The 21,659-nt window shown below is 70.9% G+C and carries 21 protein-coding genes; 16 read left to right on the top strand and 5 right to left on the bottom strand.

Annotated features, from left to right (window positions below):
- Positions 1–111: 111 nt before the first annotated feature.
- From ACZ601_RS28390 to ACZ601_RS28355, 8 genes are all read left to right on the top strand, one after another.
- Positions 112–756 (top strand): HAD family hydrolase, encoded by a 645-nt coding sequence (locus ACZ601_RS28390; RefSeq protein WP_469543163.1) that lies wholly within the window; start codon positions 112–114, stop codon positions 754–756.
- A 42-nt stretch (positions 757–798) separates the two neighbouring features.
- Positions 799–2,001 carry an MFS transporter gene (locus ACZ601_RS28385; RefSeq protein WP_469543160.1) on the top strand — a complete coding sequence of 401 codons (1,203 nt, stop codon included), beginning with the start codon at positions 799–801 and terminating at the stop codon, positions 1,999–2,001.
- Complete coding sequence (locus ACZ601_RS28380) at positions 1,970–3,142, top strand: acetoin utilization protein AcuC (protein ID WP_469543157.1); 1,173 nt, start codon at positions 1,970–1,972, stop codon at positions 3,140–3,142. The genes ACZ601_RS28385 and ACZ601_RS28380 overlap by 32 nt, the downstream gene beginning before the upstream one ends.
- Positions 3,143–3,305: 163 nt before the next feature.
- Positions 3,306–4,121 carry a phosphatase gene (locus ACZ601_RS28375; RefSeq protein ID WP_469543154.1) on the top strand — a complete coding sequence of 272 codons (816 nt, stop codon included), beginning with the start codon at positions 3,306–3,308 and terminating at the stop codon, positions 4,119–4,121.
- Between the two features lie 128 nt (positions 4,122–4,249).
- Complete coding sequence (locus ACZ601_RS28370; RefSeq protein ID WP_158072253.1) at positions 4,250–4,462, top strand: helix-turn-helix domain-containing protein; 213 nt, start codon at positions 4,250–4,252, stop codon at positions 4,460–4,462.
- A gap of 110 nt (positions 4,463–4,572) precedes the next feature.
- Positions 4,573–4,671, top strand: a complete 99-nt coding sequence (locus tag ACZ601_RS28365; protein ID WP_003948845.1) for a 30S ribosomal protein bS22 — start codon at positions 4,573–4,575, stop codon at positions 4,669–4,671.
- 240 nt (positions 4,672–4,911) lie between these two features.
- A complete protein-coding gene (locus ACZ601_RS28360) occupies positions 4,912–6,009 on the top strand; it encodes an NAD-dependent epimerase/dehydratase family protein (RefSeq protein WP_469543151.1) in 1,098 nt (365 codons plus the stop codon).
- A 15-nt stretch (positions 6,010–6,024) separates the two neighbouring features.
- A complete protein-coding gene (locus ACZ601_RS28355; RefSeq protein ID WP_469543148.1) occupies positions 6,025–7,071 on the top strand; it encodes a lysophospholipid acyltransferase family protein in 1,047 nt (348 codons plus the stop codon).
- A 330-nt stretch (positions 7,072–7,401) separates the two neighbouring features.
- Here ACZ601_RS28355 and ACZ601_RS28350 read toward each other — a convergent pair whose 3' ends face one another.
- The 3 genes from ACZ601_RS28350 to ACZ601_RS28340 form a co-directional block, all read right to left on the bottom strand.
- Positions 7,402–8,613 (bottom strand): DUF5667 domain-containing protein, encoded by a 1,212-nt coding sequence (locus ACZ601_RS28350; protein WP_469543145.1) that lies wholly within the window; start codon positions 8,611–8,613, stop codon positions 7,402–7,404.
- A 224-nt stretch (positions 8,614–8,837) separates the two neighbouring features.
- On the bottom strand, positions 8,838–9,614 hold the full coding sequence (locus tag ACZ601_RS28345; protein WP_389211256.1) for an ECF subfamily RNA polymerase sigma factor, BldN family: 777 nt from the start codon (positions 9,612–9,614) through the stop codon (positions 8,838–8,840).
- A 310-nt stretch (positions 9,615–9,924) separates the two neighbouring features.
- Complete coding sequence (locus ACZ601_RS28340; protein WP_469543142.1) at positions 9,925–10,872, bottom strand: HAD family hydrolase; 948 nt, start codon at positions 10,870–10,872, stop codon at positions 9,925–9,927.
- Positions 10,873–11,020: 148 nt separating this feature from the next.
- Here ACZ601_RS28340 and ACZ601_RS28335 point away from each other — a divergent pair, with 148 nt between their 5' ends.
- The 6 genes from ACZ601_RS28335 (at position 11,021) to hemB (ending at position 17,618) form a co-directional block, all read left to right on the top strand.
- Positions 11,021–11,296, top strand: coding sequence for a glutaredoxin family protein (locus tag ACZ601_RS28335; RefSeq protein WP_440576960.1), 276 nt, complete (start codon positions 11,021–11,023; stop codon positions 11,294–11,296).
- Positions 11,297–11,568: 272 nt separating this feature from the next.
- Positions 11,569–12,339, top strand: coding sequence for a redox-sensing transcriptional repressor Rex (locus ACZ601_RS28330; RefSeq protein WP_073737091.1), 771 nt, complete (start codon positions 11,569–11,571; stop codon positions 12,337–12,339).
- Positions 12,336–13,856, top strand: a complete 1,521-nt coding sequence (locus tag ACZ601_RS28325; protein WP_469543136.1) for a glutamyl-tRNA reductase — start codon at positions 12,336–12,338, stop codon at positions 13,854–13,856. Before ACZ601_RS28330 ends, ACZ601_RS28325 begins: the two co-directional genes overlap by 4 nt.
- On the top strand, positions 13,853–14,839 hold the full coding sequence (gene hemC, locus ACZ601_RS28320; protein WP_389211261.1) for a hydroxymethylbilane synthase: 987 nt from the start codon (positions 13,853–13,855) through the stop codon (positions 14,837–14,839). The genes ACZ601_RS28325 and hemC overlap by 4 nt, the downstream gene beginning before the upstream one ends.
- Positions 14,836–16,503 (top strand): bifunctional uroporphyrinogen-III C-methyltransferase/uroporphyrinogen-III synthase, encoded by a 1,668-nt coding sequence (locus tag ACZ601_RS28315; protein ID WP_469543132.1) that lies wholly within the window; start codon positions 14,836–14,838, stop codon positions 16,501–16,503. Before hemC ends, ACZ601_RS28315 begins: the two co-directional genes overlap by 4 nt.
- Before the next feature lie 116 nt (positions 16,504–16,619).
- A complete protein-coding gene (gene hemB, locus ACZ601_RS28310) occupies positions 16,620–17,618 on the top strand; it encodes a porphobilinogen synthase (protein WP_440576964.1) in 999 nt (332 codons plus the stop codon).
- Between the two features lie 25 nt (positions 17,619–17,643).
- Here hemB and ACZ601_RS28305 read toward each other — a convergent pair whose 3' ends face one another.
- A complete protein-coding gene (locus tag ACZ601_RS28305; RefSeq protein ID WP_469543128.1) occupies positions 17,644–18,174 on the bottom strand; it encodes a HEAT repeat domain-containing protein in 531 nt (176 codons plus the stop codon).
- 88 nt (positions 18,175–18,262) lie between these two features.
- Complete coding sequence (locus ACZ601_RS28300; protein WP_469543125.1) at positions 18,263–19,033, bottom strand: DUF4232 domain-containing protein; 771 nt, start codon at positions 19,031–19,033, stop codon at positions 18,263–18,265.
- A 342-nt stretch (positions 19,034–19,375) separates the two neighbouring features.
- Between ACZ601_RS28300 and ACZ601_RS28295 the strand changes: the two genes are divergently transcribed.
- Positions 19,376–20,809 carry a helix-turn-helix domain-containing protein gene (locus ACZ601_RS28295; protein ID WP_469543118.1) on the top strand — a complete coding sequence of 478 codons (1,434 nt, stop codon included), beginning with the start codon at positions 19,376–19,378 and terminating at the stop codon, positions 20,807–20,809.
- 39 nt (positions 20,810–20,848) lie between these two features.
- Entirely contained in the window at positions 20,849–21,643 is a 795-nt protein-coding gene (locus tag ACZ601_RS28290; protein ID WP_469543115.1) for a CPBP family intramembrane glutamic endopeptidase, read from the top strand.
- The last annotated feature ends 16 nt before the right edge of the window (positions 21,644–21,659 follow it).

Genomic DNA, 21,659 nt, shown 5'->3' with positions numbered 1-21,659 from the left:
AGGGGGGACCCTGTGGGAGAGTAGGACGCCGCCGAACTCCTTTTAATAGTTAAGCCCCGTGCCCTTGTGGCACGGGGCTTTTCTGCGTTCCCGACAGTTTAAGGTCATGACATGCGCTACGAACTGGTCATCTTCGACAACGACGGTGTGCTCGTGGACAGCGAGCCGATCTCCAACACCCTCATGGCCGCCTACCTCACGGAGCTCGGCCACCCCACCACGTACGAGGAGTCCCTCCGCGACTACATGGGGGCCGCCATGCACCGGGTGCACGACCTCGTCGAGGAGCGGGGCGGGGAGAAGCTGCCCGCGGACTTCGACGACACGTTCCACTCGCGGGTGTTCGCCGCGTTCCGGCAGGAGCTGCGGCCCGTACCCGGTGTCGAGGAGGTGCTGGGGGATCTCGTCGCCGAGGGGGTCCCGTACTGCGTCGCGTCCTCCGGCAGCCACGAGCGGATCCGGGTCGGGCACCGGACGACCGGGCTCGACCAGTGGTTCGAGGAGGAGTGGATCTTCAGCTCGGAGGATGTGGGCCGAGGGAAGCCCGCCCCCGACCTGTTCCTCTACGCCGCGGACCGGATGGGGGTGCCGCCGGAGCGGTGCGTCGTCATCGAGGACAGCCCGCTCGGGGTGGAGGCGGCCAGGGCCGCGGGGATGGACGTCTACGGGTTCACCTCGATGATGCCGGCGGACCGGCTGGCCGGGGTGACCGGGCATTTCTCCGACATGGGACAGCTGCGGGAATTGCTTGCCTGACGCGTCTACCCATGGGTAGAAACTGGCTCTACGCTCGCGGCCATGACAGATGCACGTTTGCGGCACGGCAGAGCTTCCCTCGCGTTGAGCTTCTTCGTGCAGGGGGTCACGTTCGCTTCTCTCGTGACGCGGATCCCGGCCATTCAGGACCGGTACGGGATATCCGACGGCCTGCTGCCGGTGTTCCTCGCCGCCGTACCGATCCTGGCTGGTGTGGGCAGCGTGGTCACCGAGAAGGTGGTCGCACGGGTACGGCCGCGTGTGGTTCTGCGGTGGACGCAGCCCATCGTGCTGCTGGCGCTCCTCGGCGTCGGTGCCGGGAGCGAGCTGTGGGCGGCGGCGCTGGCGCTCGGCGTGTTCGGGCTGGCCGTCGGCGCGCTGGACGCGTCCACGAACATGATGGGGGTCAGCCTCCAGCGGGCGTACGGACGTTCCATCATGCTCGGCTTCCACGCCGCGTACAGCCTGGGCGGGATCGCCGGGGCGTCGATGGCGTGGGCCGGGGCGCACTGGGATCTGTCGCTGCTGGTCTCGTACCTGCCGGTCGTGGTGGTGCTGTTGCCCGTCGCGTTCGTCGGGAGCCGTTGGTACGTCGAGGGGAAGCAGGAGGACGAGGGGCGGGCCGCGCCGAAGGGGAAGGCCGGGGCTGTCTCGTTCAAGCTGCTGCTGCCGCTCTGCCTGGTGATGAGCTTCGCGTACATCGGGGACTCGACCGTCTCCAACTGGAGCGCGAAGTATCTGCAGGACGTGCTGGGGAGTTCGGAGCAGCTGTCGACCGTTCCGTACAACGTCTATATGGTGACGACGTTGCTGGGGCGGGCCGTCGGGGACTTCGGGGTGCGGCGGTTCGGGGCGGTGGCCGTGGTGCGGTCCGGGAGTGTGCTGGCCGCGGCCGGGTTCGGTGTGGTGGCCGTCGCCGGCGGGGCCTGGACCGGGATGCTCGGGTTCACCATGCTGGGGTTCGGGCTGTGCGTGATCGTGCCGCAGACGTTCGCGGCGGCCGGGCGGATGTTCCCCGACGACAGCGACACCGCGATCGCCCGGCTGAACATCTTCAACTACGTGGGATTCCTGGTCGGCTCGCCGCTGGTGGGGGCGATCGGGGACGCCTGGAGCTACCGGGGCGCGATGCTCGTACCGATGGTGCTGGTGCTCGCGATGCTCGTGTACGCCAGATCGTTCGGCGCGGAGCCCGCCCGATACGGTGGCGGGCATGAGCGGCCGCGCACAGCTGATGTGGGATGACGCAGTAACGGGATACGACTTCGGGGACAGCCACCCCATGGACCCGGTCAGACTCGCGCTGACGATGGGCCTGGTGCGGGCGTTCGGCCTCGACCGCGCGGTGGACGTGGTGGCGGCCAAGCCCGCCGGGGAGTCCACGCTGCGGCTCGTGCACCGCTCCGACTACGTGGCGGCCGTGCGGGCGGCCTCGGCGGACCCCGCCCACGCCGACCAGAACTACGGACTCGGGACGTTGGACGATCCCGCGTTCGCCGGGATGCACGAGGTGTCCTCGCTGATCGCCGGGCAGTCCGTGGGCGCCGCGGAGGCGGTGTGGCGCGGGCGGACCGGGCACGCGGTGAACTTCAGCGGCGGGCTCCATCACGCCATGCCCGGCAGCGCGTCGGGCTTCTGTATCTACAACGACCCGGCGCTCGCCATCGCCCGGCTGCTGGAGCTGGGCGCGGAGCGGATCGCGTACGTCGATGTGGACGTCCACCACGGGGACGGCGTGCAGGCGGCGTTCTGGGAGGACCCGCGGGTGCTGACCGTCTCGCTGCACGAGCACCCCCGCACCCTCTTCCCGCAGACCGGCTGGCCGGAGGAGACCGGCGCCGGGGCCGGTGAGGGCGGTGCGGTGAACGTGGCGCTGCCGGCCGGGACGGGGGACGCGGGGTGGCTGCGGGCGTTCCACGCGGTGGTACCGGAGCTGCTGGCGGACTTCCGGCCGCAGGTCCTGGTGACGCAGCACGGGGCCGATACGCACTTCGAGGACCCGCTGGCCCATCTCGCGGTGTCGCTGGACGCCCAGCGGGCGGTGATGGCGGCCTGCCACGACCTCGCCCACGAGTACGCGGACGAGGCGCGCTGGGTGGCGCTCGGCGGGGGCGGTTACGCGGTGGTGGACGTGGTGCCGAGGTCCTGGACGCATCTGGTGGGGATCGCCGCCCACGCGCCGGTGGACCCGGAGTCGGTGATCCCGTCCTCCTGGCGGGACGAGGTCTACGCCCGGACCCGGCAGCTCGGTCCTGCCCGGATGACGGACGGCCGCACCCCGTCGTGGAAGTCGTGGGAAGAGGGGTACGACCCGGCCGACCGGCTGGACCAGGCGGTGCTGGCGAGCCGCCGGGCGGCCTTCCCGCTGCGGGGGCTGCTGACCTGAGCGACCGGGCCAGTCCTGTCCTGAGGCGACCGGCCCGTTCTGTCCCGAGGCGACCGGGCCCGCTCCGGCCCGAGGCCCGGCCGCCCGGCACGGGTTACGCCAACTGTGGGGCGTAACCCGGCTTTTGGCCCCCGGCCGGTGCGGGTACGGGAGCATCGGCAGGGTGTTGAGCACCGGCGCGCTGCGCGCGCATCTGCTGGCGGCCCGGCTGGCCGGCCCCGTGGCGACCTCGCGGGAGGTGAGCCTGCGGAGTTATCGGCTGTTCGCGGCCAGGGACCCCCGGGTGACGCTCGGCCTCGACCCCGGACGGGGCTGGGGTGAGCTGGACCTGCTCCGGCTGATGGCCGATAAGTGCGGGGTCTCGGCCGATCCCGCGCATGTCTCGGGTCCCGATGTGATCGACCCGGAGCGGACGCTCGCGGGGCTGGACGCCTTCGCGGCCCGGCTGGCGGACGCGGCCCGGCGGCGGGCGCCGGTGCTGTTCGGTACGGGGCACCCGCACCGGCTGCTCGGTTTCTACGCAGCGCTGGCAGACGCTTTGTCGTCGGTCGGGTGCGTTGTGCTCACCCCCGCGCAGGGGCGATGTATCGACATAACGACCCGGTTCGGCGTACGCACGTACAACCTGGACTACGTACGGGGAGTCGCGCTGGTGCGCGAACCCGGCGTGCGGCTGCCCGGTGGTGGTACCGGCGCACACTCCCACTCCCCGCTGCCGGTCAGGGTCGTTCTGGAGGCCGCCGCGGTGGGCCGGGGGCCGCTCCCGGAACTCGTCGTGGGGGACCACGGCTGGGTCTGCGGGGCAGGTCAGCTGGGCATCGAGGCGATCGGGCTGGCCGATACGGACGATCCCGCGCTGTTCGTCGGTGAGGCCGAGGGAAGGGTGTCGGCCGTCGTCCCGGTGGACGACGCCGTGCGGTCCGCCTACTACCTGCCGCTCACGCGCTATGTACTCAATCGGGCGGCTCTGTCACAGTAGGCGGCCGATCGTCTCTCCTCTTCCCCACTCGCATCACCCGCCCCTAATCTGGGCAGTGAGCGCACATCGACGAAGAGTCACCGGAGGGGAAGCCGGTGCGCGTCGCGTGCGGAAGGTACAGGTGGATCATGGCTGCTGACAGCGAGAGGCCTCTCAACGAGGTCAAGTTTCTGACCGTGGCGGAAGTCGCCTCTGTCATGCGAGTGTCGAAGATGACCGTGTACCGCCTGGTGCACAGCGGTCATCTGCCGGCGATCCGGGTGGGCAGGTCCTTCCGGGTGCCGGAGCAAGCGGTTCACGAGTATCTCCGGGAGTCCTTCGTGGGGGTGGGGTCGGCCTGACATTCCCCTCGGATTACGTCCCTCACCCGGTGGCGGGTAGGCTAGGCCGACGTAGGTCGTGTGGGCCCAGACGCCCCGCACCAGTGAAGAAGAAGTGAGCGAGGGTAGTCGTGGGCTCTGTCATTAAGAAGCGGCGCAAGCGGATGGCCAAGAAGAAGCACCGCAAGCTGCTCAAGCGCACGCGCGTTCAGCGTCGCAACAAGAAGTAAGCGAACGCAGTTCGTGAAATCCGCAGCCCTTTCGCCTGTCAGGCGGGAGGGCTGCGGTGCTGTGCGGGGTCCGGTACGACCAGGCTCGCCCCGGCACACATTCGGGCCAAGACGCGGGAGAAGGCCGCCGCGCGGGCATCACAGGGCAACATCCACCCGCTACGGTGACGAGCGGGGGAGAACCTCTCTTCGAGGGCCCCTCCCACTCACTTCACGGGAGACCGACGGAAGGCGCTGATCTTGGGGAAGGTCGTGCTCGTCACGGGAGCGGCCCGGCAGCTGGGCGGCCGCTTCGTGCGGCGCATCCAGCGTGACCCGGACGTGGACCGGGTGATCGCCGTCGACGCGGTCGCGCCCGGCCACCAGCTGGGGGACGCCGTCTTCGTGACGGCCGACATCCGCCAGCCCGCCATCGCCAGAGTCCTCGCCGAGCACTCGGTCGACACGGTCGTCCATCTGGACGTCAGCGCGATGGGCCTCGGCTCCCAGGGCCGCAGCGCGGTCAAGGAGACCAACGTCATCGGCACCATGCAGCTGCTCGGCGCGTGCCAGAAGGCCCCGGCCGTCCAGCGCCTGGTGATCAAGTCCAGTACGGGTGTGTACGGCTCCGCGCCCCGCGATCCGGCGGTCTTCCACGAGACCACCCCGCCCAAGTCCCTGCCGAGCGGGGGCTTCGCGAAGGACGCGGTGGAGGTCGAGGGATACGTACGGGGCTTCGCGCGCCGCAGGCCGGACGTGGCCGTGTGCGTGCTGAGGTTCGCGAACATCCTGGGGCCGGACGCGGATTCGCCGTTGGCGGACTATCTGTCGCTGCCGGTGCTGCCGACGGTGTTCGGGTACGACCCGAGGCTCCAGTTCGTGCACGAGGACGACGTCATCGACGTGCTCGGCATCGCCGCGAGCGAGCCGCGGCGGGGCACGCTGAACAGCGGCACCTTCAACATCGCCGGGGACGGGGTGCTGCTGCTCTCGCAGTGCTCACGGCGGCTGGGGCGGCCGACGCTGCCGGTGCTGCTGCCCGCGGTCACCTGGGTCGGTCAGGCGCTCCGTGCGGTCGGTATGACGGACTTCTCGCCGGAACAGATCCGGCTGCTCACCCATGGCAGGGTGGTCTCCACCGTCCAGATGCGCGAGACCCTGGGCTTCCGGCCGCGGTTCACCACGGTGGAGACGTTCGCGGAGTTCGCGCGCAGCCGGGGGCCGGGGCTGCTGCCGCCCGAAGCGGTGGGCCGGGCCGTCGGCAGAGTGGCAGCGATGCCGTTCGCCGGGGGGACCGGCGGGGCTCCGGAGATCACCGGGGCCGGCGACGACACACATCCGACCCCGAGCGGCAGGTAGAGGAGCGCACCGACGATGGCGGATGCCAAGGTCATTCCGTTCGACGACGACCGTTCGCGGTCGGGAGGTTCGCCGCGTGGAGCGCGGCGGCGCGGACCCGGACGCGGCAACGGGTCCGTGAGCGCCCTGCCGGGCCGGCCGGGCGCCGGGCCGCTGTCGGAGGGGCAGGGAGATCCGGTTGAGTCCGAGGAGGCCGGGACGGCGGCCGAGGGCGCGGGACGGGCCGGCTGGGAACGGCGGATCGCGGGCGGTCTGGCGTTCCTGCGGCGGCGGGTCACGGGCGAGTACGACGTCGACGAGTTCGGCTACGACGAGGAACTCACCGACCAGGTGCTGATGTCGGCGCTGCGGCCCGTGTACGAGAAGTACTTCCGGGTCGAGGTGAAGGGCATCGAGAACATCCCGTCGGACGGCGGGGCGCTCATCGTGTCCAACCACTCCGGGACGCTGCCGCTGGACGGGCTGATGCTCCAGGTCGCGGTGCACGACAACCATCCGGCGGGGCGGCATCTGCGGCTGCTCGCCGCGGACCTGGTCTTCATGCTGCCGGTCGTCAACGAGCTGGCCCGTAAGGCGGGGCACACGCTCGCCTGCGCGGAGGACGCGGAGCGGCTGCTGAGGAAGGGCGAGGTCGTCGGCGTGATGCCGGAGGGCTTCAAGGGCATCGGGAAGCCGTTCAGCGAGCGGTACAAGCTCCAGCGCTTCGGGCGGGGCGGCTTCGTGTCGACGGCGCTGCGGGCCGGGGTGCCGATCGTGCCGTGCTCGATCGTGGGGGCCGAGGAGATCTACCCGATGATCGGCAACTCCAGGACGCTGGCGCGGCTGCTGGGTACGCCGTACTTTCCGATCACGCCGACGTTCCCGTGGCTGGGGCCGCTGGGGGCGGTGCCGTTGCCGACGAAGTGGACGATTCAGTTCGGTGAGCCGATTCCTACGGAGGGGTATCCGGTGGAGGCGGCGGAGGATCCGATGCTGATGTTCAATCTGACGGATCAGGTGCGGGAGCAGATTCAGCACACGCTGTACAAGTTGCTGGTGCAGCGGCGGTCGGTGTTCTTCTGAGGTGCCCGGTGCTCCGGGCTGGAGCTTTGTCCTCAACCGCCGGACGGGCTGGATTTTGCCGGCCTCGGGGCCCCGGGGCGGAGGCTTTGTCCTCAATCGCCGGACGGGCTTGATGTGGGCGGGCGGGATTTCTCGGCCTCGGGTGCGCGTGGGCCGGGGCTTTGTCCTCAATCGCCGGACGGGCTTGAGTTGGGCGGGCGGGGATTTTTCGGCCTCGGGTGCGCGTGGGCGTGGGTCTTGTCCTCAATCGCCGGACGGGCTTGATGTGGCCGGACTGCGGGCTTGAGCTAGCCGGACGGGCTTGGGGCCCGTCCGGCGGGGGTTTGTGGGTCAGTCCTTGTCGGGCCTGCTGTCGATGCCTAGGCCTCCGATCAGGCCGGGGATCAGCGGGGGCAGGGTGATGTCGGGTGTGGGCGCCGTGCTCGGGGTGTCCTTCGACGGTTCGGTGGCTTCCGGTGACGGCGGGTCGAAGAGGTCGTCCGCGCCCCCGATCAGTCCGTCCGCCGGGGTGGAGCCCGTGTCCGAGGGGCGGGGTGAGGTGCTGCTGCCCTTCTTGCCCTCGTGCGCGCCCGCCGGTGAGGAGGACGAGGGTGACGGCCTGTGCGACGAGGGGGCCGTGCCGGTACCGGTGCCCGTGCCCGAATCGGTGGAGTCGGACCGCTGGGATCCGCCGCTCTTCTCCGGGGCGCGGGGGAACAGCGACTGGAGCGGCGCGACTTCCTCGTCTATGGCCGCGAAGACGGAGCTCACCTGGTCACCGAGCTCGGTGAGCTGGACGGGCAGCCGGTCGCGGAGGCTGCTCCAGCTGTCGCGGTGCGAGCGGGAGAAGGAGTCCAGGGTCTGGATCGGGCCGATGGCGCCGTCCCGCTTATACGCGGCGTGCAGCAGGCGGTGGCCCTCGGTGGCGTCGTGCGTCATGCCGTTGAGCGTGCGCCTGACCTCCCCGAGCTGCTCGTGGTCCAGGTCGCCGGAGCGGCCGCGCTCCATCAGCCTGCGGGCCTCGCTGAGCCGGGTCGATGCCTGGTCCAGGTAGACCTCGCCCCGGCTGGTGTCGCTGCCCGCCAGGTTGAGGTGGATGTCCTCCATGCCGCGCTTGAGCCCGTAGAGCGAATCGCCCGGGAGCGCGTCGGAGCTGGCCGCGGCCACTCCGCCGAAGGCTCCCGCGGCCACACCGACGGTGAGTCCGCCGGCCGCGAGGCCCTTCGTCCAGCGCGATCTGGGGCGCAGTTTGCGGAGCGGGGAGGCCCGGTGGGCCCCCTTGCTCCGTTGTTCGGGTACTGCGGGGGCCGCGGGCGTGCCGCCCGCGGCGAACATGGCCTCCATGGCGGCGACGAGCTGGGCTCGCTGCACCACTTTGACCTCGGGATCCAACGCCGGCTTCGGTAGTTCACCGAGGCCGTTCGCCAGGGCCAACAGCGGTCCGCGGTCGGCCGGTTCGGCCGGGTCCTCGGGCTGTACGGCCGCCGCACCGCGGAGCGACTGCTCCTCCACGGCCTGGGCGAAGGCGTTCGCCCGCCGGTGTGCCGAGACGTTCGCGATCACTGGCGGCACCTCCTCTCGTCATGACGGTCGACTCCCCTGAGGGTCCGGAAGGTTGCACACCTTGAGCGCATCCACACGATTGAGTGAGTGTCTGCGGACAGGGGGTGACGACAGGGGGCCTGCAACCGGCACAACGAGTGGCGCGGCACTTGGGTTACGCACGAAGGATGATCGGACCAGTGCGTGATGAACGTATCGCCGAGAGTGATTCGGCCCGGGTGGGATCAGCGGGCATCGTCCGGGAGGAGGCGGGCAAGGGTGCGGACGGCGCGGTACTGCAGGGTCTTGATCGCGCCCTCGTTCTTGCCCATCACCCGGGCGGTCTCGGCGACCGAGAGCCCTTGCAGGAAGCGCAGGGTCACGCACTCCTGCTGCTGGGGGTTGAGTCGGCGCACGGCTTGCAGCAGTGCGGCATTGGAGAGGGACTCCAGGACGGAGTCCTCGGGGCTGCGCTCGACCTCGTTGGCGTCGAGCATTTCGCCGGTGGTCACTTCCAGCCGGAACCGACTGGATTTGAAGTGGTCGGCGACCAGGTTACGAGCGATGGTGACAAGCCAGGCGCCGAAGTCACGGCCCTGCCAGGTGAACGTGGAGATACGCCGCAGGGCGCGCAGGAAGGTCTCACTGGTGAGGTCCTCCGCTGTCGCCTTGCCGCCCACGCGGTAGTAGATGTAGCGGTACACGGTGTCGCTGTACTGGTCATAGAGGCGGCCGAAGGCGTCAGCCTCACCGGCCTGTGCGCGCTCGACGAGATCCATCATGCGCGCGCTGTCGCTGTCGGCCGTCGGCCGACGAACGGTGGACGTGGTCGTTGCGCCGCGGTTGCTGCGTCTTCCGACCGCCGCACCGCGTTCGGCCAGGGCGTAGCAAGGGCCGACAGGCGCAGGGGTGGCAAAGGCGGGTACGGCGTACGCGGTGGGGACGAAGCCGCGCAAGCGGTCGCCGACCGTTGCGCGCAGCGTAGCCAGGCCCGAGGCGTCAACCCCGACGTGTGGGTACACGGGACTCCCAGAGGCAGAGCTTCCATCACGTGCAGTGCGAAACCGTCACTCGTCGTAGTGAGTGGTGGGTTCCGGAATGCGTCTGAGGAGAATAACGCTTCGTACAGGCAGTGCTACACCCAGTTGCTCAAATCACCGGTTACGTCGCTTCTGTAGCGACTATTCGACACATCAAGTAGCACATGGTGACCGGTTATTGATCGAATTATTTCGAGATCTGCCAGGAGCCGCGACAGGTTGTGGTCGGGCGGGGAGAGCCGGAGCGGGCCGGACCGGCGGGAGCGGGCCGGGCCGGCCGGGGCGGCCGGGGTCAGCGGCGGCGGCGGTGCAGGGCGACGGCGGCGGCGGTGCCGCCCGCGAGGGCGCCCACTCCCGCCGCGGCCGGGATGCCGACCTTTGCCGCCTTGCGGCCCGTCCGGTAGTCGCGCAGCCGCCAGTCACGCGCCCGCGCGTGCTTGCGGAGCTTGCTGTCGGGGTTGATCGCGTACGGGTGTCCGACCAGGGACAGCATCGGGATGTCGTTGTGCGAGTCGCTGTACGCGGCGCAGCGCGACAGGTCCAGGCCCTCCGCCGCCGCCAGGGCGCGTACCGCCTCGGCCTTCGCGGGGCCGTGCAGCGGCTCGCCCACCAGTCGTCCGGTGTAGACGCCGTCGACGGACTCCGCGACGGTGCCGAGCGCGCCGGTCAGGCCGAGGCGGCGGGCGATGATCGTGGCGGTCTCCACCGGGGCGGCGGTGACCAGCCAGACCTTCTGGCCGGCGTCGAGGTGGGCCTGGGCCAGCGCCCGGGTGCCGGGCCAGATGCGGTCGGCCATGTACTCGTCGTAGATCTCCTCGCCGATGGACATCAGCTCGGAGACGCGGTGGCCCTTCACGATGGACAGGGCGCTGTCGCGCGCGTCCTGCATGTGTTCGGGGTCCTCGACGCCGGCCAGCCTGAACCAGGCCTGCTGCCAGGCGAACCGGGTCAGTTCGCGGCGCTCGAAGAACTTCCGCTTGTACAGGCCGCGGCCGAAGTGGAAGATCGCGGCGCCCTGCATCACGGTGTTGTCGAGGTCGAAGAAGGCGGCTGCCCGGTCGTCACCGACGACGGGGAACTCGGGTTCCTCTGCGGGTGCGCCGGCCTCGGCTTCGGTGTCGGCGGGGCGTTCGGTATCGAGCGACGACTTCCGCGCGGCTTCCGCCGCCGCCTCGCCTGCCAGCACGCTCCGTGCTGTTGCGGAGCGCCTACGGGGTGTGAGCCATCCAAGAGCGGCCATGTCGTGAGCATAGCCAGTCGGTTCGGCCCTTCCCGACCTGCCGGGATGCGAAGCCGTGAACTCTCGGGGACCGAATTGTTAAACGGGTGATTCCGGGCACCGGGGACGCGGAGCCGTCCGGCTCCGCGCGCGGCGCAGAATGAGAGGCATGAGTCCCCTGTTGCGACGTACGAAGAAGAAGCCCGCAGACCGGGTGGTGACCCTGGTCGGGAAGCCGGGGTGTCACCTCTGTGACGATGCCCGGCTGGTGGTGCGGAAGGTCTGCGAGGAGACCGGCGCGTCCTGGGAGGAGAAGGACATCACCCTGGACGAAGAGCTGTACCGGGAGTACTGGGAGCAGATCCCCGTGGTCCTCGTTGATAACGAACAGCACACGTTCTGGCGGGTGGACCCGGCGAGACTGCGCAGTGCGCTGATTTCCTGAGTGAAACCCGGTTACCATCGTGGGCGTTTTGAGTGGTCCCGGGGGCGTAGTTGTGAGGAGTGTGTACCACCTTGCCCCCTTCGGGCCTGCAACGGGCTGATGCGATCGGCGGTTCCTGGATCGCGCGACGAATGCGCGTGACCCCGGTCACTTTGACCGGACAAATCGGACACCATCTTTGTGCACGCGTTCACAAAGACATAGCCTGCATTCGACGGGGCGGCCATGGGACATACGGCCGCCTGCAGCCCCGCTCATCCCGCAGGAGCACCGTGGCAACTGGCCGAAACCACCGACCGGCGACCCGTAGCCGAGGAATTCCCGAGGCCACCGTCGCCCGACTTCCGCTGTATCTCCGTGCGCTGACCGCGCTCTCCGAGCGCTCGGTCCCCACGGTCTCCTCCGAGGAGCTCGCCGCGGCGGCGGGGGTCAACTCCGCCAAGCTGCGCAAGGACTTCAGCTATCTGGGTTCCTACGGGACGCGCGGCGTCGGCTACGACGTCGAGTATCTCGTCTACCAGATCTCCCGCGAACTCGGCCTCACCCAGGACTGGCCGGTCGCCATCGTCGGCATCGGTAACCTCGGCGCCGCGCTCGCCAACTACGGCGGTTTCGCCTCCCGCGGCTTCCGGGTCGCCGCGCTGATCGACGCCGACCCCGCGATGGCCGGAACGCCCGTCGCCGGTATCCCCGTCCAGCACGCCGACGAGCTGGACCGGATCATCAGCGAGAACGGCGTGTCGATCGGCGTGATCACCACCCCGCCCGGCGCGGCGCAGCAGGTCTGCGACCGCCTGGTGGCCGCCGGGGTCACCTCGATCCTGAACTTCGCCCCGACCGTGCTCTCGGTGCCCGACGGCGTCGACGTGCGCAAGGTCGACCTCTCCATCGAGCTCCAGATCCTCGCCTTCCACGAGCAGCGCAAGGCCGGCGAGGACGCCGCCGCGGACGACGGCCCCGACCCGGCCGCGCCGCCGGTACGGGCCACGACCACCAGCCGGAAGGGACCCGACGGGGACATGCCCGCCGTGATGCCGGCATGAGTCTCCTCGTCGTAGGGCTGAGCCACCGCAGCGCCCCCGTCTCCGTACTGGAGCGGGCCTCGCTGGCCGCCGACGCCCAGGTCAAGCTTCTTCAGGACACGCTCGCCGCGGAGCCCGCGGCCGAGGCCGCCGTGCTGGCCACCTGCAACCGCATCGAGCTGTACGCCGACGTGGACAAGTTCCACGCGGGCGTTGCCGAGCTGTCCACCCTGCTCGCCCAGCACAGCGGCGTCGGTCTGGACGAGCTCACTCCGTATCTCTATGTGCACTACGAGGACCGGGCCGTCCACCACCTCTTCTCGGTGGCCTGCGGACTGGACTCGATGGTCGTGGGCGAGGGCCAGATCCTCGGCCAGATCAAGGACGCGCTGGCGCTGGGCCAGGAGCTGCACACCGCCGGACGGCTGCTGAACGACCTCTTCCAGCAGGCCCTGCGGGTCGGCAAGCGAGCCCACAGTGAGACCGGGATCGACCGGGCCGGGCAGTCGCTCGTCACCTTCGGCCTGGAACAGCTCGCCGAGGGACGCGACCCCGCCGCCTGGGCGAAGGGCAAGCGCGCCCTGGTGATCGGCGCGGGCTCGATGTCCTCGCTGGCCGCCGCGACGCTGGCCCGTACCGGTGTCGCGGAGATCGTCGTCGCCAACCGCACCCGGGCCCGCGCCGACCGGCTGGTGGAGATCCTCAGCCAGGCCGGAAGCCAGTCCGGAGGCCAGGCCGGGGGCACCCCGGTCGCCGCCCACGCCGTGGAGATGGCCTCGGTCTCCGACGAACTGACACGTGCCGATGTCGTCGTCTCCTGCACCGGCGCGACCGGTCTGGTGCTGAGCGCGGAAGCCGTCGCCGGAGCGCTCGGCCTTGACTTCGCCCCGCACGAGGCGCCCGCCGCGCCCGTCGCCGCGCCGGCCGTCGAGCTGGACCAGCACGCGGCCTGGGTGGAGAACGGCTCCGCCACCGCGACCGCGCAGGCGCAGGCCGTCCGCCGGGCCACCGTGCCCGCCCAGTCCACCGGACCGGTCCGGCTCGCCCTGCTGGACCTCGCGATGCCCCGCGACATCGACGGGGACGCCGCCCGCCTCGACGGTGTGCGCCTCGTCGACATCGAGTCGCTCGCCGAGGCGTCCGCGGACGCCCCGATGGCCGCCGATGTGGACCAGGTGCGCACCATCGTCGCCGACGAGGTCGCCGCCTTCGGTGCCGCCCAGCGCGCCGCCCACATCACTCCCACCGTCGTCGCCCTGCGCACGATGGCCGCCGGAGTGGTCGCGGGCGAGATCGCACGGCTGGACGGACGCCTCCCCGACCTGGACGAGAAGCAGCGCGCCGAGATCTCGCAGACCGTGCGCCGCGTCGTCGACAAGCTCCTGCACGCGCCCACCGTGCGGGTCAAGCAGCTCGCCAGCGAGCCCGGCGGCGCCGGGTACGCCGACGCACTGCGGGAACTCTTCGACCTCGACCCGCAGACGGTCGCCGCCGTCTCCCGGGCAGACCTGAACGACCCGAATCGAGGGCGGTCATGACCGACAACTCACCCCTGGGCGCGGGGGCCACCGAGCCGCTGCGGCTGGGGACCCGGCGCAGCAAGCTGGCCATGGCGCAGTCCGGCCTGGTGGCCGAGGCCGTCAGCGAGGTGACCGGGCGGGCCGTGGAGCTCGTCGAGATCACCACGTACGGGGACACCTCCAAGGAGCAGCTCTCGCAGATCGGCGGGACCGGCGTGTTCGTCGCCGCGCTGCGCGAGGCGCTGCTCCGCGGTGACGTGGACTTCGCCGTCCACTCGCTGAAGGACCTGCCGACCGCGCAGCCCGAGGGGCTCGTGCTCGCCGCGGTGCCGGAGCGCGAGGACCCGCGTGACGTGCTGGTGGCGCGGGACGGGCTGACCTTCGGGCAGCTGCCGCCCGGTTCCCGGATCGGCACCGGCTCGCCGCGTCGCATGGCGCAGCTCAACGCGTACGCCCGCAGTCACGGCCTCGGCATCGAGACCGTGCCGATCCGCGGCAACGTCGATACGCGCATTGGTTTTGTACGAAGCGGTGAACTGGACGCGGTGGTACTCGCCGCGGCCGGACTCAGCCGTCTCGGCCGGACCGGTGAGGTGACCGATTTCCTGTCGGTCGACACCGTTCTGCCCGCTCCCGGCCAGGGAGCACTGGCGATCGAATGTGCTGCCAGCAGCACTGACCTCGCCGCCGCGCTCGCGGAGCTCGACGACCCGTACACCCGGGCCGCCGTGACTGCCGAGCGTGCCCTGCTCGCCGCCCTGGAGGCCGGCTGCTCCGCACCTGTGGGTGCGCTGGCCGACCTCCTGGCCGACGGTCAGGCTGTCAACGAACTGCGCCTGCGCGGAGTCGTCGGGTCCACCGACGGTTCCTCGCTGGTACAGCTGTCCACCACCGGTCCCGTCCCCACGTCGCACGACGACGCGGCGGCCCTCGGTCGCGAACTCGCGGCCGAGATGCTCGCCAAGGGTGCGGCCGGTCTTATGGGGGAGCGAGCACTTTGAGCCCCACCGGCCCCGCCGCATCCGATTTTCCTGTCCTGTCCGCAGGGCACGTCACCTTCCTCGGCGCCGGTCCCGGCGACCCGGGACTGCTGACTCTGCGCGCCGTCGAGGCGCTTGCGAGCGCGGACGTTCTTGTCGCGGAGCCGGACGTTCTCGGCGTCGTCCGCTGCCATGCGCGCGCAGGTGTAAGCACGCCTGAGCTGACGGTTGTTGACGCGCAGTCAACAGCCGTCGGGGTACCCGTTCTCAGGGATGCGGCCAATCTTGTCATGGAGGCCGCGAAGGGCGGCAGGCGGGTCGTCCGTGCCGTCGCCGGTGACCCCGGCCTGGACGGGAACGCGGGCGGCGAGATGCTGGCCTGCGCCGCCGCCGGGATTCCCTTCGAGGTCGTGCCGGGTGTCGCCAACGTCGTGGGGGTGCCCGCGTACGCCGGGGTGCCGCTGCGTGACGCGCAGGGCGCGGACGTCCGGTTCGTGGACGCCCGTACCGCCTCGGAGCGCTGCTGGAGCGAGGTCGGCGCGAGCGATGCCACGTGCGTCATCTCGACGACGCTCGACGCGGTGGCCGCGGCCGCCGGTGAGCTGGTCTCCGCGGGCCGCAAGCCCGACACCCCGCTGACGGTGACGGTCGGCGGCACCACGACCCGGCAGCGCACCTGGACGGCGACGCTGGGCACCATCGCCCAGCTGTTCAAGCAGGCCAAGGTCCTCCCCTCGCCGGAGGGGCACCGGCCCGTCATAGCCGTGGTCGGGGAACGCAGCTCCGCCGCCCAGCGCGACCAGCTCGCGTGGTTCGAGTCCAAGCCGATGTTCGGCTGGAAGGTGCTCGTGCCGCGTACGAAGGAGCAGGCGGCGTCGCTCTCCGACCAGTTGCGTTCGTACGGCGCGGTGCCGCACGAGGTTCCGACGATCGCCGTCGAGCCGCCGCGGACGCCCCAGCAGATGGAGCGCGCGGTCAAGGGTCTGGTCACCGGCCGCTACGAGTGGATCGCGTTCACCAGCGTCAACGCCGTGAAGGCGGTCCGGGAGAAGTTCGAGGAGTACGGGCTCGACGCCCGTGCCTTCGCCGGGATCAAGGTCGCGGCCGTCGGTGAGCAGACCGCCGCCGCGCTCGTCGACTTCGGTGTGAAGCCGGACCTGGTGCCCTCGGGCGAGCAGTCCGCCGCCGGGCTGCTGGAGGACTGGCCGCCGTACGACCCGGTCTTCGACCCGATCGACCGGGTGTTCCTGCCGCGCGCCGACATCGCCACCGAGACGCTGGTGGCCGGTCTCATCGAGCTGGGCTGGGAGGTCGACGACGTCACCGCGTACCGCACGGTCCGCGCCTCGCCGCCGCCCGCCGACACCCGTGAGGCCATCAAGGGCGGCGGTTTCGACGCGGTGCTCTTCACCTCGTCCTCGACGGTGCGCAACCTCGTCGGCATCGCCGGCAAGCCGCACAACGTGACCGTCATCGCGTGCATCGGCCCGGCCACGGCGAAGACCGCCGAGGAGCACGGGCTGCGCGTGGACGTCCTGTCCCCGGAGCCCTCGGTGCACAAGCTGGCCGAGGCCCTCGCGGCCTTCGGCGCGCAGCGCCGGGACGCGGCGAAGGAGGCCGGTGACCCGGTGACCCGGCCGAGTGAGCGGCGTCCGGGTGCGCGGCGTCGTCGTACGACGACCTGACCGTCCGGCGTGCTGTGTGCGGGGCCCGGCTGCTTCTCCTGGAGGCGGCCGGGCCCCTCGCTTTCCCAACACGGGTGTCGGTAAGAGCGTGATGTGTACGGGTCTAATCTCGAAGGATGACTGTGTACGGAAACTTCCCCGGCTCCCGCCCCCGGCGGCTGCGGACGACCCCCGTGATGCGGCGGATGGTCGCCGAGACACGGCTCGACCCGGCCAACCTGATCCTGCCCGCGTTCGTGCGCGAGGGCATCGACGCCCCCGTCGACATCTCGGCCATGCCCGGCGTGCGGCAGCACACCCTGGACACCCTGCGGAAGGCCGCGGTCGACGCGGTCTCGGCGGGCGTCTCCGGGATCATGCTGTTCGGTGTGCCGCTGGACGAGAAGAAGGACGCCCGGGGCACGGCGGGCACCGACCCTGACGGCATCCTCCAGCTCGGTCTGCGCGCGGTGCGCGAGGAGGTCGGTGACGATCTCGTCGTCATGTCCGACCTCTGCCTGGACGAGACCACGGACCACGGCCACTGCGGTGTGCTGACCGAGGACGGCCGGGTCGACAACGACGCGACCCTGGAGCGGTACGCGGAGATGGCCCAGGTCCAGGCCGACGCGGGCGCCCATGTGGTGGGCCCCAGCGGCATGATGGACGGCCAGGTCGGCGTGATCCGCGACGCGCTGGACCAGACCGGCCACGAGGACGTGTCGATCCTCGCGTACACGGCGAAGTACTCCTCCGCGTTCTACGGCCCGTTCCGCGAGGCCGTCGGCTCCTCGCTCCGGGGCGACCGCAAGACGTACCAGCAGGACCCGGCCAACTCCCGTGAGTCGATGCGCGAGCTGGCGCTCGACCTGGCCGAGGGCGCGGACATGGTCATGGTCAAGCCGGCCGGACCGTACCTGGACATCCTGGCCAAGGTCGCCGAGTCGGTGGACGTGCCGGTCGCCGCGTACCAGATCAGTGGCGAGTACTCGATGATCGAGGCCGCCGCGGAGAAGGGCTGGATCGACCGGGACGCGGCGATCATGGAGAGCCTGACCGGGATCCGGCGCGCGGGCGCGCAGATGATCCTGACGTACTGGGCGACGGAGGTCGCGCAGAAGCTGGGGCGCGGCTGACGGGTCGTGGGGCCCGCGCGGGTGCTCAGAGCGCCGGTTCGCCGCCCCAGGCGGTGAGGATACGGGTGGCCTCCCGGCCCAGCGTGCGGTCGTCGGCCAGTTGGTGCAGCACCTCGGCCCGGCCCTCGCTCGGGCCCGCGTGGCTGAGCGCGGCCAGGGCGTTGTCCCGGACGAGTTGGTCCTCGTCACCGAGGACGGCGGCCGCCATCGCCTCGTGGACCTCCGGGTCGTCCGCGTAGGGGCCGAGCGCCATGGCCGCGTACTGCCGCACCAGGTCCTCGTCGGGCCCGCGCATCACGGCGAGCAGCGCGCGGGCGGCCCGCTGCCGGTGGGCGCGGTCCGTGGGCGGCCACAGCCGCAGGGCGGTGGCGGCCTCGATCCTGGCGAGTTCGTACTCCTCGGTGTCCTCGGTGACCGAGGCGAGGAACGTCAGGGCCGCCGGGTGGTCGGGCCGGTCCGCGAGTATGCCGCCTATCCCCGCGACGAGTTCGCGTCTCCGGTCGCTCTCGGGGGGCTGTGCGCGGAATTGGCCGATGAGGTTCTCTGTCCGGTCCATTGTGTGTGGCTTCCCGTTTGACGGCGGCGCACTCCCGGCCCGGCCGTCGACGGGGACGGGCGGGCCGGACGGGGCGCGGTGACGGGGCTCAGTAGGTGAGGGCGTCGGACATCTCGGCCTGCCAGTAGGTGACGAAGCCGTTGTCGTCCCAGTTGGTGTTGGCCGGGAGGTTCAGCTGGGCCGGGCTGCCGGTGGAGCCCACGTTGCTGCGGCCGGCGAAGTTGACCTGGAGGTGGGTGGTCTTGCGCGGGGCCGGGCCGGCTCCGGGCTCGCCGGTCAGGCCGATGGAGGCGTAGGCGGACTCGCCCGGGTTGAGTGTGACGACGGCCTGCGGCTTGCTGTCCTCCAGGATCGGGAAGACGGCCTGCGCGTCGTCGAAGCGGAGCTTGGGCGCGTAGTAGGCGTTGCAGGCGGTGCTGCCCGTGTTGGTCACGGTGAGCAGCAGGTGGTTGATGGGGCGGGTCACCTTGCTGACGCTGGTCTTGGTGTTGCCCCCGGTGCAGGCGGCCGTCGTGACCTTGGAGCTGCTGCCCGCCTGTTCCGTGGAGCCGGTGGTGCCCTTGTCGGTCTTCCCGGCCTTGGCGGCGTCCGCGTCGGCGTTGGACGTGCCGTTGGACGTGCCGTTCGACGTGCCGTCCGTGGTGCCGTTGTCGGCGGCGTCGGCGTCGGTGCCGTCCTTCTGTGACGCGGCGTCCGGGGACTGGGACTGCTTCGCGCTGCTGTTCGCCGCCGGGGCGGACGCTGCCGCCTTGCCGTTGTCGCTCGTGCCGTCGTTGTCACCGCCGCAAGCGGTGAGCGAGAGCGCGGCCAGGAGGGCGGTGGCGGCGATGACAGTGGTGCGGACGCGGTTGCTGCGCATGGTGGTGCTCCCCGTGAAGTGAAGGTGCTGGATCTGCGGAATTGGATCAGTGCTGGTGGATCAGGTGGATCAGTGGCTGTGGATGAGGACCATGACGACCGTGCCTGCCACGATCACCACCCCGATGGCCAGAACATCGATGAGCTCGATGCGGAAGAGGGTTCGCATTGCTCGTCCCCCGTGGTCGCTGCGGTGTGGTCTCAGATTGCGGGGCGGCGGATTCCGGCCGCAACACCTGCCGATCCATTGGGGATGCTGGAACGCCTGCGCGTACTGTGACCTGGGCAGATTCCACGTCCCTGGAACGGTGTTCCGGGACGAACCAGGAGGGGGAACGCTGCAGTGGCGACGCCGGAGGCCGAGGATTTCGCGGCCCTGCTCAAGGAACTGAAGGACCGTTCGGGACGTAGTTACGGGGTGCTCGCCGCGAAACTGCACGTCAGCACGTCGACGCTCCATCGGTACTGCAACGGGGACGCCGTCCCCAACGAGTACGGGTCTGTGGAGCGGCTGGCCCGGCTGTGCGGGGCGACGGCGGACGAACTCGTCGAGCTGCACCGCCGGTGGATCGTCGCGGAGGCGGCGCGTCGACGCGGAAAGCAGGAGAACGGGGCGGCCCCGGCGGCTCCCGCGGCTCCGGCTCCGGCTGCTGCGCCTGTGCCCGCGTCTGCGCCTGTTCCGGCGCCCGATCCGGCTTCGGCTGCCGGGGGCGATCCCGAGCCCGAGCCCGAGGCGCATCAGGCACCTGAACCCGTGCCCGAACCCGTGCCCGTTCCGCCGGCCTCCGAGCTGGAACGTGAGCATCCGGCGGCCGAGCCCGCCGCCTCTGGCAACCGCTGGCGGCGCGCGTCCGCCCGCACGCGGGTGCTGCTCGCGGTGGCGGCCGTTGTCGCGCTCACCGTGCCCACCGCCGTCGTCGCCAACCAGCTCGCCGGGTCGAGCGAGGACGCCGCCGTGGGCGCTGCCCCGGGCGCGACGGGCCACGGGGGCGACGGCAAGAAGGCGGACGCCGTGTCCGGCGCCTCGGAGAGCGCCTCCCCCTCGCCCAGCCCGTCGCGGAAGCCGAGCGCGTCCGCGGCCACCGGTTCCGCCACCCCTTCCGCCACCGCGTCGAAGACCGCCTCGCCCCCGGCGGGGAGCGAGCCGAAGACCGCCACCGGCCGGCCGCCGACCGTCACCATCAGCTCGTACAACTGGGAAGAGCCCTGCGGGCAGTACTACCTGCTGGACGAGCCCGCCGCGAACGTGCCGCCGCCGCCCGTACCGCAGGACACCCGTGGCTGGGCCCGCGCGCTGGGCGGCGTCGACGGCGGTCAGATGAGGCTCGAACTCACCGTGCAGGGGACCTCGGAGCAGGCGGTCGTCCTCAAGGACCTGAACGTGCGGGTGCTGAGCCGCAGCGCGCCCCTGAAGCGGTCCGCGTTCTCGATGGGCGAGGGCTGCGGGAGCGGGATCGAGCCGCAGTCCTTCGATGTCGGCCTGGACAACAGCCGCCCCGCGCTCACCCCCGTGCCGGGGCTACAGGCCGGCAAGAAGGTCCCGGCGAAGGACTTCCCGTTCCGCGTCTCCTCCAACGACGTGGAGGTCTTCGACCTGGACGCGCACGTGGAGGGCCACGACGTCACCTGGTACCTGGAGCTGGAGTGGAGCAGCGGCGGCCAGACGGGCACCCTGCGCATCGACGACGGCGGCCAGCCGTTCCGTACGAGCAGCATCGCGGGACGGCCGGAGTACCTCTACAACAGGGAGAACTCCAAGTGGGAGGCCGCCCCGTGACGCGGCGCCTGGGAATCGACTGACGGTGAGGGGGGTCCGGTGGACGCAGCCGGGGCGGAGACGCAGTTCGGGCGCAGGTTCACGTGGCCGTGGTTCCTGGTGGCGGTGCTCGTCTACCTGGGGATCATCCAGGGACTCGGACAGCTGATCGGCGTGGACACCCCGTCCTCCGACAGCCGGTTCCCGACCACCGAGTCGCTCGTCCGCAACGCACTGATCCCGATCGGTGCTTCGATCGTGTTCGTGGCCGCGCTGGTGACCTGGCTCGGCTGGTGGGGCGAGGTGCTGCGCTACCGCGTGCCCGTACGGCGCTGGGTGCGCTGGGTGCCGGTCTCCATGCTGCTCGGCTCCCTGGTCGCCATGAACTACGGCCACCTCGGGGCCCAGAGCGGCTCCCTGGTCGTATGCCTCCTGCTGCTCGGGCTGTTCGTCGGTGTGGGCGAGGAGCTGATGTTCCGGGGCATCGGCGTCCACGTGTTCAAGCGTGCCGGACTCAGCGAGGGCAAGGTCGCCCTCTGGTCATCCGTGGTCTTCGGTCTGGCCCACGTCAGCAACGCCATCGGCCAGGGCGCCCAGGCGATCATCCAGGCCCTGGTCGTCTGCACCTCGGGCTACTTCTTCTACCTGTGCCTGCGCGCGGGCGGCGTGATCCTCCTGCCGATGCTCGTCCACGGGCTGTGGGACACCAGCCTGTTCTCCAGCATGATCGGCGCCAAGTCCGCCGTGTACCCCGGCGCCGTCCTCCTCGTCGTGCTCCAGGTGGCCCTGATCATCATGCTCTTCAACCGGCGTCGCGCCGTCAGTCCCACCAGAATGCCCACGTCTCCTGCTTGAGGAGCGCCTTCTCCGG

It is taken from the genome of Streptomyces sp. NPDC104307 (genome assembly GCF_055584045.1).
The sequence above is the reverse complement of the archived record's forward strand: the minus strand, read 5'-3'. Positions and strand labels throughout refer to the sequence as shown.

Bases quoted from the DNA above. Each gene is read 5' to 3' on its own strand.
- ACZ601_RS28390 (WP_469543163.1), top strand. From the start codon at position 112: ATGCGCTACGAACTGGTCATCTTCGACAACGACGGTGTGCTCGTGGAC.
- ACZ601_RS28385 (WP_469543160.1), top strand. From the start codon at position 799: ATGACAGATGCACGTTTGCGGCACGGCAGAGCTTCCCTCGCGTTGAGC.
- ACZ601_RS28380 (WP_469543157.1), top strand. From the start codon at position 1,970: ATGAGCGGCCGCGCACAGCTGATGTGGGATGACGCAGTAACGGGATAC.
- ACZ601_RS28370 (WP_158072253.1), top strand. From the start codon at position 4,250: ATGGCTGCTGACAGCGAGAGGCCTCTCAACGAGGTCAAGTTTCTGACC.
- ACZ601_RS28355 (WP_469543148.1), top strand. From the start codon at position 6,025: ATGGCGGATGCCAAGGTCATTCCGTTCGACGACGACCGTTCGCGGTCG.
- ACZ601_RS28340 (WP_469543142.1), bottom strand. From the start codon at position 10,872: ATGGCCGCTCTTGGATGGCTCACACCCCGTAGGCGCTCCGCAACAGCA.
- ACZ601_RS28335 (WP_440576960.1), top strand. From the start codon at position 11,021: ATGAGTCCCCTGTTGCGACGTACGAAGAAGAAGCCCGCAGACCGGGTG.
- ACZ601_RS28325 (WP_469543136.1), top strand. From the start codon at position 12,336: ATGAGTCTCCTCGTCGTAGGGCTGAGCCACCGCAGCGCCCCCGTCTCC.
- hemC (WP_389211261.1), top strand. From the start codon at position 13,853: ATGACCGACAACTCACCCCTGGGCGCGGGGGCCACCGAGCCGCTGCGG.
- hemB (WP_440576964.1), top strand. From the start codon at position 16,620: ATGACTGTGTACGGAAACTTCCCCGGCTCCCGCCCCCGGCGGCTGCGG.
- ACZ601_RS28305 (WP_469543128.1), bottom strand. From the start codon at position 18,174: ATGGACCGGACAGAGAACCTCATCGGCCAATTCCGCGCACAGCCCCCC.
- ACZ601_RS28300 (WP_469543125.1), bottom strand. From the start codon at position 19,033: ATGCGCAGCAACCGCGTCCGCACCACTGTCATCGCCGCCACCGCCCTC.